Source organism: Butyricicoccus sp. AM78-15b2TA (assembly GCF_027665985.1).
In the GTDB taxonomy this organism is placed as follows: Bacteria; Bacillota; Clostridia; order Oscillospirales; family Butyricicoccaceae; genus Agathobaculum; species Agathobaculum butyriciproducens.
Map to the genome: position 1 here is coordinate 26,774 of NZ_JAQEHY010000011.1, position 12,651 is coordinate 39,424.

Annotated in this window: 10 protein-coding genes; 1 reads left to right on the forward strand and 9 read right to left on the reverse strand. The window is 55.5% G+C overall.

What is annotated here, in order from left to right; genetic code table 11:
• The first annotated feature begins 332 nt into the window (after positions 1 to 332).
• On the forward strand, positions 333 to 2,294 hold the full coding sequence (gene iolD / locus PGS25_RS10635; protein WP_270418698.1) for a 3D-(3,5/4)-trihydroxycyclohexane-1,2-dione acylhydrolase (decyclizing): 1,962 nt from the start codon (positions 333 to 335) through the stop codon (positions 2,292 to 2,294).
• A gap of 224 nt (positions 2,295 to 2,518) precedes the next feature.
• On the opposite strand, the gene PGS25_RS10640 is transcribed toward iolD, so the two are convergent.
• The 9 genes from PGS25_RS10640 to PGS25_RS10680 all read right to left on the reverse strand — a co-directional run bounded on the left by PGS25_RS10640 (position 2,519) and on the right by PGS25_RS10680 (position 12,237).
• Entirely contained in the window at positions 2,519 to 2,923 is a 405-nt protein-coding gene (locus PGS25_RS10640) for a VOC family protein (RefSeq protein WP_270418631.1), read from the reverse strand.
• A 119-nt stretch (positions 2,924 to 3,042) separates the two neighbouring features.
• The gene (locus tag PGS25_RS10645) at positions 3,043 to 4,761 is read right to left on the reverse strand and encodes a solute:sodium symporter family transporter (RefSeq protein ID WP_116704803.1); all 1,719 of its coding nucleotides are present in this window, start codon (positions 4,759 to 4,761) and stop codon (positions 3,043 to 3,045) included.
• A gap of 418 nt (positions 4,762 to 5,179) precedes the next feature.
• Positions 5,180 to 7,183, reverse strand: coding sequence for an LTA synthase family protein (locus PGS25_RS10650; protein ID WP_270418632.1), 2,004 nt, complete (start codon positions 7,181 to 7,183; stop codon positions 5,180 to 5,182).
• Between the two features lie 73 nt (positions 7,184 to 7,256).
• Complete coding sequence (aspS, locus tag PGS25_RS10655; RefSeq protein WP_270418633.1) at positions 7,257 to 9,068, reverse strand: aspartate--tRNA ligase; 1,812 nt, start codon at positions 9,066 to 9,068, stop codon at positions 7,257 to 7,259.
• Positions 9,069 to 9,108: 40 nt separating this feature from the next.
• Positions 9,109 to 9,294 carry a hypothetical protein gene (locus tag PGS25_RS10660; protein ID WP_117491003.1) on the reverse strand — a complete coding sequence of 62 codons (186 nt, stop codon included), beginning with the start codon at positions 9,292 to 9,294 and terminating at the stop codon, positions 9,109 to 9,111.
• Between the two features lie 12 nt (positions 9,295 to 9,306).
• Positions 9,307 to 9,516, reverse strand: a complete 210-nt coding sequence (locus PGS25_RS10665) for a hypothetical protein (RefSeq protein WP_117491001.1) — start codon at positions 9,514 to 9,516, stop codon at positions 9,307 to 9,309.
• A gap of 94 nt (positions 9,517 to 9,610) precedes the next feature.
• Positions 9,611 to 10,969, reverse strand: coding sequence for a histidine--tRNA ligase (hisS, locus tag PGS25_RS10670; RefSeq protein ID WP_270418634.1), 1,359 nt, complete (start codon positions 10,967 to 10,969; stop codon positions 9,611 to 9,613).
• A 76-nt stretch (positions 10,970 to 11,045) separates the two neighbouring features.
• Positions 11,046 to 11,456: a methylglyoxal synthase gene (locus tag PGS25_RS10675; RefSeq protein WP_110437294.1), complete on the reverse strand. Its 411-nt coding sequence runs from the start codon at positions 11,454 to 11,456 to the stop codon at positions 11,046 to 11,048.
• A 40-nt stretch (positions 11,457 to 11,496) separates the two neighbouring features.
• Positions 11,497 to 12,237, reverse strand: coding sequence for a nucleotide-binding protein (locus PGS25_RS10680; RefSeq protein WP_117490997.1), 741 nt, complete (start codon positions 12,235 to 12,237; stop codon positions 11,497 to 11,499).
• Between the last annotated feature and the right edge of the window lie 414 nt (positions 12,238 to 12,651).

Consider the following 12,651-nt stretch of genomic DNA (forward strand, 5'->3'; position numbering starts at 1 on the left):
CCGCTTATAGGGGCGACTCCGTCTCCCCTATATACGCCAAAAGTTCCGTAGAAACTTTTGGCGATACCCCTCTCACCTTTGCACGGCAAAGGTGGCTGCGCCGCCACGGCGCAGGCAGTGGTATCAAAGTCCGGCGGAGCTGGACTTTGATAAGGAACTGCATCTGCCGCGTGCGCGCGGCAGGCACGAGACCTGTCTCGTGCGTTTGGGAACCTATGGTTCCCTTGCCCCTCCTTTTGGAGAGGGAGGGTGCTAAGTCAAGGCTTGTTGGAGACTGGCTTTGATTCATCATTATTTGTATTCTATTTAGGAGGATTTCCAACATGATTCATATGGAAACCGTTCGTCTGACTGCGTCTCAGGCACTCGTTCGCTTCCTCGAGAACCAGTATATCAGCTACATTGATATGGATGGCAACGAGCAGGAGCACAAGTTCGTTAAGGGCATCTTCATGCTGCCGGGCCACGGCAACGTAGTTGGCTTCGCTAACGGCGTTGAGCAGGAGCTCAAGGACATGGTTGTTTACCAGGGCAAGAACGAGCAGGGCATGGCTCTGGCTGCAGTTGGCTACGCTAAGCAGATGCGCCGCAAGTCCATCTTCGCCTGCACCTCTTCCGTAGGCCCCGGCGCTTGCAACATGGTTACCGCTGCTGCTACCGCTACCGCTAACAACATTCCGGTTCTGATCCTGCCGGGCGACATCTACGCTTCCCGTCAGCCGGACCCGGTTCTCCAGCAGATGGAGCAGCCGCAGAACCTGTCCATCTCCGCTCATGATGCTTTCCAGGCTGTTACCAAGTACTGGGGCCGCATCAACCGTCCGGAGCAGGTTATGACCGACATGATCTCCGCTATGCGTGTTCTGACCGATACCGCTAACACCGGTGCTGTTGCAATTTCTCTGCCGCAGGACGTTCAGGCTGAAGCATACGATTACCCGGTTGACTTCTTCAAGAAGCGCGTATGGCGCATCGACCGCCGTCCGGTTACCAAGTACGCTCTGGACAAGGCTGTTGAGGTCATCAAGAACGCAAAGAAGCCGCTCCTGATCTGCGGCGGCGGCGTTCGTTACGCTGAGGCACACAAGGTATTCAAGAAGTTCGCTGAGGACTTCGGCATCGCATTCGGCGAGACCCAGGCCGGCAAGTCCGCTGTTGTTTGGGATCACGAGCTGAACCTCGGCGGTCTGGGCACCACCGGCGGCATCGCTGCAAACAAGCTGGCGCACGAGGCTGACGTTGTAATCGGCGTTGGCACCCGTTACACCGACTTCACCACCGCTTCCAAGTGGCTGTACCGCACCGACGCTAAGTTCGTCAACATCAACCCGTCTGAGTTCCAGGCTTACAAGATGGATGCTACTCCGGTCGTTGCTGACGCAAACGAGGCTCTGACCGCAATCGGCGAGGAGCTGGCTAAGATCGGCTACCACACCGACAAGGCTTACGCTGAGGAAGTTGCTGCTCTGCGCAAGGAGTGGTGGACCGAGGTTGAGCGTCTGGACAAGGTTGAGTACACCGATCCGGAGCACTTCACCCCGGAGTGCAACGACGACAACCGTGAGTGCGTTGAGAAGTACATCGAGGATACCGGCTGCAAGCTGTGCCAGACCACCGTTCTGGGCACTATCAACCATCTCATTGATGACAACGCTATCGTATGTGCAGCAGCAGGCTCTCTGCCGGGCGACATGCAGGGTCTGTGGCGTGCCCGCAAGGAGAACACCTACCACATGGAGTACGGTTACTCCTGCATGGGTTACGAGGTTGCCTCCGCTCTGGGCGCTAAGATCGCTTGCCCGGATCAGGAAGTTTACGCTATGTGCGGCGACGGTTCCTTCGACATGCTGCACTCTGAGCTGATCACTTCGGTTCAGATGGGCCACAAGATCAACGTTATGCTGTTCGATAACGCTTCCTTCGGCTGCATCAACAACCTCGAGGTTTCCAACGGCAACGCTTCCATCTGCACCGAGAAGAACATGCTTGAGGAAGGCGTAACCAACGGCGTACACAAGGGCAAGGTAATCCAGGTAGATTACGCTGCAATCGGCGCTGCTTACGGCTGCAAGACCTACACCGTTAAGACTCTTGACGAGCTGAAGGCTGCAATCGAGGATTCCAAGAAGCAGACCGTTTCCACCCTGATCGACATGAAGGTTCTGCCGAAGACCATGTCCGCAGGCTACGAGGCTTGGTGGCGTGTAGGCGTAGCTGAGGTATCTCAGAAGGCTGAGGTTCAGGCTGCCCGCAAGCGCATCGAGGATCACCTGTTCGAGTCTCGCCACTATTAATAGCGCGCGATAAACTCGCTTTAGGTTTACGAAAGCTCCCAACCGTGAGGTTGGGAGCTTTTTTGTCGCCTGAGGGCTGAATAAGGGAGAATAGAGAATTAGTGTGGTGGTTTCGTTTTTTATTTGTATGCTGTTTCATTTTTAAGGAGCGAATTAAATAGTTTCCGTAGGGCGGGCTGCATAAAAAACACCTCCCATCGATACAGACGGGAGGTGTTCGTTTTTTACAGCATCTGCAGCAGCTCGATCTGCTCACCGGACGGGCCGGTGAAGAACCAGTTCTGCAAACCGCCGAAGGTATTCGGCAGCACCTTCTTCTCTGGTGCAGTGAAGCTGATAACGCCTGCCGCCTTGAGGTCAGCCGCGGTCTTGTCGAGGTCGTCAACGTAAACGGCAAAGTGCGGGATGCTGCCCTCGCCGGACGGCACGAGCGTGTCTGCGGGCGGCTCGATCAGCTCGAGCAGGAAGCCGCCGAATTCAACGAGCGCCAGCTTCTTCAGGCCCTCCGGCGTCTCTACGCCGTCGCGCTTGAATACACTGCCGCCGATCATCTCGTAAAATGCAATGCTCTGGTCCATATCTACGGTGTAGATCGCAATATGGCCGATACCCTTATAGTGTTCCTTCATGGTGATTCCTCCTTGTACGGGCGTTCTCGCCTTAGTATTAGCATAGCACGTTTTGCATGATTTGCATAGGGGATAGGCATAAAAAAACGACCGTCGAAAGACGGTCGTTTTGAGTTGCATTACTGAACAGAATCGGAAACAGAAGCAGTGGTCTGATTCTCGAGGTAGTTCTGGTAGGTGGTCTTCTCGCTCTTGCCGAAGCCAAGGGGAGAGAAGATTACATAAGCCAGAACCATGATCAGCAGGGTAACGGTAGCCCAGATCTTGCCGTTCTTCCACGGGGTCAGATCTACAGCGCCTACGTCCTTCAGCTCGAAATCGGTTGCACGCGGATGCTTCTTAACGATTACCCACATCAGCAGCATGTCGAATACGAACAGGATCGCGGTGAAGTACAGGTAGTGGATGTTGTTCAGTGCCGGGATTACGTTACGCAGACCGAACTGGAGAATGAAGTACAGTACAACGTGAACCGGGATGACGATCTTAGCAGCGATAGCCGGAACCTTCTTCCAGAAGAAGCCGCACAGCAGGCAAACAAAGATCGGGGTGTTGAACGCAGCGAAAGCAGAGTTTACGAAGCTCGTGATGCCGCCCATGTACAGCATGAACGGGGACATGATGGTGGAAACAACTGCTACTACAGTACCGAAGTTCTGGCCGATCTTAACCATGCGGGCATCGGATGCGGTCGGGTTGAACAGCGGACGGTGAATGTCGAGTGCGTAGATGGTGGATGCGGAGTTCAGTACCGAGTTGAAGGAGGACAGGATCGCGCCGAACATTACAGCAGCGAAGAAGCCCAGGATCGGCTTCGGCATAACCTGTGCTACCAGCATCGGGTAAGCGGAGTCGCCGGAACCCCAGTCCATGCCCGGGTAAGCCAGTGCGCAGATAACGCCCGGAACAACGATGATCAGCGGAGTCATGATCTTGAGGAAGCCTGCAAATACGGCGCCCTTCTGTGCTTCCTTCAGGTTCTTAGCACCGAAGGTACGCTGGATGATGGACTGGTTGGTTGCCCAGTAGTACATGTTGTTGACCAGCAGACCGGTGAACAGCAGCGGCCACGGGAGCCACGGCTCCGGGGTGTTAACCTCGTTGATGGCGTTCAGGTAGGACGGATTGGTGTGCAGGAACTTGTCGAAGCCGTCCATGAAGGAGCCGTCGCCGCCAAGCTGGCCGGACAGGAACATGAAGCCGAATACCGGAACCAGCAGGCCGCCGACGATCAGGCCGAGGCCGTTGATGGAGTCGGACAGTGCGATTGCCTTCAGGCCGCCGAAGATGGCGTAGATAGAACCGATGATTGCGGTTGCAACACAGACGATTGCGATTGCTGCGAAACGGGAAATACCGAACATCTCGTCAATGCCGAAGATGTTTACGAATACCTGTGCGCCTGCGTACAGGATGTTCGGCAGCATGATTACAACGTAGCTGAGCAGTACGATGATGGAAACCAGACGGCGGGTGCCTTCGTCGTAGCGCTGCTCAAAGAACTGCGGAACGGTGGTCAGACCGGTCTTCAGGTACTTCGGCATCAGTACGAATGCGAGGATTACCAGAGCGATTGCAGAGGTTACCTCCCAGCCCATGGTGGACATGCCGACGCGAACTGCCTGACCGTTGTTGCCAACGAGCTGTTCTGCGGAAAGGTTGGTCATCAGCAGAGAACCGGCAATGACCGGGCCGGTCAGGCTGCGGCCGCCGAGATAGTAGCCGTCCTGCGTGTCGAGGTTGTCACCGCGGGTTTTCCACCACGAGATGAGTGCGACGAGTGCCGTGAACGCCACGAAGGTGATCGCGGTAAACGCCATGGAGTTTACGAAGTTCATCTTTTTCTCCCCTTGTAAAAATTTCGTGTCCCGGCGGAGATCCCTCAAAATCCACCGAAACGATTTCTGAATGACGGCCTCGGTCTGCGCTTGCGTGCGCGTGCCCGCAAGATCCCAAAAAACAAGACCGTCAATCGAAGGACTGATGATCTGTTAAATGGGCAAACCGCGTTGCCGTTTGTCCGAGAGTTATTCTAACACTATACAGAGGCTATAGCAAAACATTTTTTTTACTTTTTTTTGCACTTTGGATACTTGCACATAAACAAGAAGACGTATTTGTGCATTTCGACGTTAACTGAAAGCAGATTTACAAAGTAAACGTTAAAAAATTATCAATAACAACAAAAAAATTCGTAAAACTGTATCTTTTTTACAAGGAAAAAATCCCCGCATAAAGCGGGGATTCTGTACGGAATTACGGTGTATACCATTCATCGCTGCGATTTTTTGCGTCAAAAATCTGCGCATATTCCGCATGGTGATAATCGTTCAGCAGGTCGTTTTCCGGCTGTTCACTCTGCGGATACCAGGTGCCGTCCGGCAGGCGGTAGCCGTTGACGTTCATCACCGGAATCTGCTGCTGCAGGGCAAGGCGCATCTGGTCAAAGCCCGAGGTCGAGCAGCCGAGCGCGTTCAGCGCATACGCGGACAGATAGTTCGCGCTGATCTGCATGTTTGTCTGCTCCTTGATGTCGTAGTTCGCCCAGATGAAGAACGGCGTTACCATCTTTTTCTGGCGTAGCTCGGCATCCGAGAGATCGCCGCGCTGACTCTCGAGCAGGGTGTTGTAAAAGTCCTCCGGCAGATTGGGCTGGTGGTCGCCGAAGAACACGATCGCCGTCGGCTCATCCACCTTGGAGAAGTAGCTGATCAGCTCCTGCACGGCGTCGTCGCTGTACCGCACGAGCGATAGGTACTGGTCAACCGTCGGGTACTTGTCCTGCTCCTTACCGGTGAGGCAGATGCGCTTGTCGAAGTAACCGTCGCCGTCCCAGTCGTAGCCGCCGTGGTTCTGCATCGTTACGTTGAACACGAACAGCGGCGTGTTTTCCCTCTTGCTCTCGTACAGCTCGAAAATCTTCTTGTAGCTTGCACTGTCGCTGATATAATCGCGCACACGACCGGCGTCAGCGGCAAAATCGTCCTGATAATACTGCGCTTCAAAGCCGAAGAAGCGGTAGACGTTCGTGCGGTTCCACGAGGTGGACAGATAGGGATGAATCGCCGCCGTCTGGTAGCCGAGCGAATCCAGACCCGAGGTCAGATTGGGCATTTCGCTCTTGATGAACACCTGATACGCCGAGCAGTTGTACGGCAGGAACGCCATTGAATCGCCGGTGAGGAACTCCAGCTCGGTGTTGGCGGTGCCGCCGCCGAAGGTCGAAACGGTCAGCTGACCGCTGATGGTGTTCTCCTGACCCTGCATCAGCTTGTGCACATACGGCATGGGGTCCTCGTTGGTCTCAAGCGCACCGACCGAGCCGAGATCCGAGAAGGATTCGTTCATAATCACGATCAGATTGGGCGTTTTCGTGCCCTGTTTGCCGGTAAATTCGCTCTGTGCGTCAGAAAGCGAATCCGCGCTGTAACCCTCCGGCTGCTTGACAAACGAGCTGGTCGCGCAGCGCAGGAAGTAGAAAATCTCGCTGTACTGGCGGCTGGACTGCCAGAACGCCAGTCCGGTGCCGACCGTCTGGATGCCGGTGTAGGCGATGAACGCCAGCACGAGCACACACGGCAGCGAAAACAGTCTGCGGAAGTACCAGCGCTTGTGCACCTTGAAGCTGCGCTGCATCAGGCACACGCTCACGCAGAACAGCACAGCCGCCGCTGCGGCGCGGAGCACGGAAAGCTCTATCGGTGCAGAGTAGCCCTTGGACACGTTGGCTGCCGTGCCGATGGCGGCAATGTCGCTCAGCATGACAGGCGTGCCGCGGAACAGCATAACGTAGTGGTCGATCATGCCGTGGATCATCGAAATTGCCATGCCGAGGCATACGCCGACACGCACGTTGCCGCAGATCAGATAGGCCGCGGCGTAAACCGCCACATAGCAGATCCAACCCTGAAAAAAAGACTGCTTGAGCGTAATGACACAGCCCTTGACCATGTATTCCACCAGGATCAGGCTGACAGCCGCCGCAGACAGGAACAGCAGCACGTCATGCACGAGCAGAACCGCCGCGTACAGCCGCGTGTGATTTTCCGCAAACGGGTGGTTGCGGCGCCACGGACGCAGCACCAGCGGCACGAATGCGCCTGCGGTCAGCCAGTGCGAGATGGTCGGCTGATACATCAGCGAGCCCCTGCTCAGCAGGGGATGGAACAGCAGGAAAAACGCAACGAGCAGCAGTACATTTGCACCGATTCGGTACGGATTTCTTCCGGTTTCGTTTTGAACCTTGTGTTCAATGCTCAAAAAAGTTGCTCCTTTCGCAGAAACGGAAAAGCCGCTGTGGTGTTTCCGCAGCGGCTTCTCAAGTCGTTAGAATTTATGCCTCAGGCGTTTCCTCTACGCGGGTAACTGCGATAGAGAGATCGTCCAGCTGCTTGTCGTCTACGATATCCGGGCAGTTCATCATCAGGTCGGACGCGTTCTGAACCTTCGGGAAGGCGATCACGTCGCGGATGGAATCCAGACCGGCGAGCAGCATGCACAGACGATCCAGACCGTAAGCCAGACCACCGTGCGGAGGTGCGCCGTAGGAGAATGCAGTAATCAGGTGACCGAACTGCTCCTTGGCCTTCTCCTCGGTGAAGCCGAGGGCCTCGAACATCTTGGTCTGCAGCTCGGGATCGTGGATACGAATGGAGCCGCCGCCCAGCTCACAGCCGTTGAGGATAATGTCGTACGCCTTGGCACGAACCTTGGCCGGATCGGTGTCCAGCAGCGGGATATCCTCGTCCATCGGTGCGGTGAACGGATGGTGCATGGCTACGAGGCGGTTCTCCTCCTCGCTGTACTCGAACTGCGGGAACTCGGTGACCCACAGCAGCTTGAAGTCGTCCTTCTTAGCCAGACCCAGGCGCTTAGCCAGCTCGCAGCGCAGCGCGCCCAGAGCCACAGCGGCGGTCTGCCAGTTTGCGTCGGCAACAACGAACAGCAGGTCGTTCTCCTTTGCACCTGCGCGCTCCTTGATGGCTGCAATCTCGTCCTCGGACAGGAACTTGGCAAACGAAGAAGTCATGCTGCCGTCCGCGGCAATCTTCATCCATGCCAGACCCTTTGCGCGGTAGGTCTTGACGAACTCGCCCAGCTTGTCGATCTCCTTGCGCGGGAATTTGTCCGCATAGCCGTTTACGTTGATGAGACGAACCGTGCCGCCGTTCTCCACGGTGTCCTTGAACACCTTGAACGAGCAGTCCTTGGCAATGTCGGAAATATCCTTGATTTCAAAACCGAAGCGAACGTCCGGCTTGTCCGAGCCGTACTTGTCCATGGCGTCCTGCCAGGTCATGCGCGGCAGCGGCAGCTGAATGTCAACATCGAGCACTTCCTTGAATACGCGCTGGAGGAAGCCCTCGTTGACGGCGATAACGTCATCCTGCTCCACGAACGACATCTCGAGGTCGATCTGGGTAAATTCCGGCTGACGGTCAGCACGCAGATCCTCATCGCGGAAGCAGCGAGTGATCTGAATGTAACGGTCCATGCCGGACAGCATGAGCAGCTGCTTGTACTGCTGCGGGGACTGCGGCAGGGCGTAGAACTTGCCCGGATGTACACGGGACGGCACGAGGTAGTCGCGCGCGCCTTCCGGGGTGGACTTGGTGAGCATCGGGGTTTCGATCTCGAGGAAGCCGTGCTCGTCGAAGTAGTTGCGGGCAACCTGCGTTACGCGGTGGCGCAGCATCAGGTTCTTCTGCATGGACGGACGGCGCAGATCGAGGTAGCGGTACTTCAGACGAATCTGGTCACCGACCTCCTTGGTGTCGTCAATCTCAAACGGGGTGGTCTCCGCCTTGGACAGAATGCGAATGTCCTCGGCAATAATTTCAACCTCGCCGGTCGGCATCTTCTTGTTGATGGCCGCCGCGTCGCGGGCCACCAGCTTGCCCTTTACCGCTACAACGAACTCGGTGCGGCAGGTGAAGGCAATGTCGAACAGGTCGGCGTTTACCGACTTGTCAAAGGTGCACTGCACGATGCCTGCGCGGTCGCGCAGCAGCAGGAACAGTACGCCGCCGTTGTCGCGCACGCGGTCAACCCAGCCGTTTACGGTAACGGTCTGACCGGCGTGCTCCAGGCGAAGCTCGCCGCACATATGCGTGCGCTTCATGCCTGCAATAGATGTGTTATTCATGTTTATCAATCCTTATTACTAAGTATTTTGAACAATTTCTTTATTTATCGCCGGTTTCCTTGATTGTGGAGATCACATCTTCCACAGCGTCGGAACCCACAAGATAAGCGGCGATAAAGCCGATAATGAGGGACGCAATTGGCAGGATCATAAATCCGTTTGCCAGAAAAATCGCAGCGCACAGAAATCCCGTGCAGCGAATGATGGTCTTACGCAGTTTATCCATAAGACGGCCTCCTTACTCGGAATCCTTATCCTTCATTGCCGGACGAACATGCTCATAATAGCCGAGAAAGACCATAATCGCAAATAAAATAATGCCGGCAAAGGCGATAAGGAACATAATGGAAGCGTTGTCGGCAATCGACGCGGAAAGCGCCAGAATAGCCGCAATGACACCGAGCATGCCGGTTATCATGAGAATACCGCCGTAAACAAGCTGTTTCATAAAAAATCCCTCCATATTCAGTTAAAAAATCCTATCCTTCTATTAACAGTCAGCAATCAATAATTACTAACTACTAATTCCTAATTAGAATGAATTATTTGTCGCAGATGACCTTGCCTGCGTTTTTCTTCGCCAGACCGTCATGAATCAGCTTTGCTGCCTCGTCAAGCGAAACCTTGACCTGCTCGCCGCTCTCCATATCCTTGACAGCGACCACGCCCGCGTTAATTTCATCCTCGCCGAGGAAGATAACGAACGGAATGCCCAGCTTGTCGGCGTAGCCGATCTTGTGCTTGAACTTCTTCTGCTCGCTGTACAGCTGGGTGCGGATGCCCGACTCACGCAGAGCGGTAGCGGTCTTGATAGCGGCGCCCATGTCGTCAGTCATCGGCAGGATGAGTACGTCCGCCGGTGCTTTGTTCATCTGGTCGTTCAGGTAGCCCTGCTCACCGAGAACGTAGAACAGGCGGGTCAGACCGATGGAGATGCCAACGCCCGGCAGCTGCTTGTCGGTGTAATACTCGGCAAGGTTGTCGTAGCGGCCGCCCGAGCAGATGGAACCGATTTCCGGATGGTCGAGCATAGCGGTCTCGTAAACGGTGCCGGTGTAGTAGTCCAGACCGCGGGCAATGGTCAGGTCGATCTCGAAGTGGTCAGCCGGAACGCCGAACGCCTGCATATAGGTTGCAACCGTTTTCAGCTCCTCTGCGCCGAGGTCGAACACCTCGTTCCTGCCCTTGTAGCCCTCCAGCGCCGCGAGGATACCCTCGGTGCCGCCCGGGGTCTCGATGAACTTCAGCAGCTCGTCAGCCACAGCCGCTTCCACGCTGAAATCCTCGACCAGAATGGTCTTTACCTTTTCTGCGCCGATCTTCTCCAGCTTGTCGATGGTACGCATCACGTCGCCGGCCTTCTCGGTCAGACCGAGGATAGCGAAGAAGCCGTTGAGCACCTTGCGGTTGTTGATGCGGATCTTGAAGCGCTCGAGGCCCAGGGAGGTGAACGTCTTGTAGATGATGCTCGGCACCTCGGCCTCGTTGATGATGTCCAGCTTGCCGTCACCGATGACGTCGATGTCCGCCTGATAGAACTCGCGGAAACGGCCGCGCTGTGCGCGCTCACCGCGGTAAACCTTGCCGATCTGGAAACGGCGGAACGGGAAGGTCAGCTCGCCGTAGTGCTGGGCAACATACTTTGCCAGCGGTACGGTCAGATCGAATCGCAGGGACAGATCGCTGTCGCCCTTGGTGAAGCGGTAGATCTGCTTTTCGGTCTCGCCGCCGCCCTTGGCAAGCAGCACCTCGGAGGACTCGATCAGCGGGGTATCCAGCGGATAGAAGCCGTACAGCGCATAGGTTTCGCGCAGTACCTGCATGATGCGCTCCATCTGCACCTGCGGTGCCGGAAGCAGCTCCATAAAGCCGGATAAGGTTCTGGGTTTTACTTTTTCCATAACTATTTTGATTCTCCTCAAGACAGACGTATGCACCGAATTGGCGTACCCGATCCGGTGCAACGAATGCTATTGTTTATTTTTTGTTCTTCGGGTTGACAATATTACGCCAATCCAGATCACCGCGATCCAGACCGAGGATGAGCATCTCGGCGGTTGCCGAGTTGGTTGCAATCGGGATATTGTGCATGTCACACAGGCGGGAAATCGCATGAACGTCCGGTTCGTACTGTGCGTTGGACATCGGATCACGGAAAAACAGCACGAGGTCGATCTCGTTGTAGGCCACGCGCGCGGAGATCTGCTCCTCGCCGCCCTGCATACCCGCAAGGCACTTGTCGATTTTCAGACCGGTAGCTTCTTCAACAAACTTGCCGGTGGTGCCGGTGGCACAGATATTATGCTTTGCAAGAATACCGCAGTATGCCATGCAAAACTGTACCATCAGTTCTTTTTTGCGGTCATGTGCGATCAGTGCTATATTCATCAGGAATAACCCCTTTCCTGTATATTCATTTTGAGATTACTTACAATTTAAGTGGAATACGCTCGCCGTTGAGCCGCCGGGCGATATTCATAAAGGCGCGAGCCGCGCCCGTGTGCTTGACGGCATGAATGCTCCTGCCGCTGTTGCTGCACGAAATGAGATCCACATCCTCGGGCACGAGACCGAGCAGGGGAAGCCCTGCTTCGTCCATCGCGTCGTCGATGTTGCCGGATTTGCCGTGGCTGATGAGTTGCGGACGCACGCGGTTAAGCACCATGCGGATGCGCTGGATGCAGTATTCCTCCTCCAGCTTGCGGGCGCAGCGTTCTGCGCCGCGGACACACACGCGGTCGGTCGAGGTGACGATGATCGCCTGCGTGGCAATGTGTGCCAGAAAGGAAAGCTCAGCCGGCAGTCCGGCGGGACCGTCGATCAGCAGGTAGTCGAACCCGGCCTCCTCGGCCTGCACAGCCAGCTGCTCCATGCCGCGCTCGCTGAGAGCGGGAAGCGCCACCGGTGCAGTGAGTAAGTACAGCGTTTTCATATCCGGATGACACGCCATGGCATCCGCGAGGGGGACCGCGCCGCCTGCCACATCGGCAAACGAGTAGACCACCCGATCAGACATGCCGAGCACGATATCCAGATTGCGCAGACCGCAGTCGCCGTCAATCAGCAGCACTTTGCTGCCAAGCTGCGCGAGAGCCGCGCCTACGCCCGCTGTAAGGGAGGTTTTTCCTGTGCCGCCCTTACCGGACGCAACAAGAATCACCTTCAACATACCGCCTCCGAAAGAAAACCTTATTTAAGGCAATACCGCATAATTAAAGCTGCGGCGCTTTGCGGAAATTTTGTGCCCTGACTTTGGCTTCGGTTCCTTGCGCGAGTTCCGTCCGCGCTGCCGAGATTTCACGGTAATACATCAAGTATTACCGCAAAACCGTGCCTTGTCAGAACGCAAAATTTGCTCGCAAATCGCTCTTGTTCAATTATGCGGTATTGCCTTAAGGCAATACCGCATAAATCTGCAGATTCGCCTACAAGTGTATTATAAACTAACAGCGGGCGGTTTACAAGCGTTCATCGCGATTTTTTTGACGAAAACTTCAAATGGCACCGGGTTTGGAAAGAAAAAACCCGGCAAAATCACATTTGCCGGGCTTAGGCTGCCGCGAAACTGCAGTTTCGCTTACAA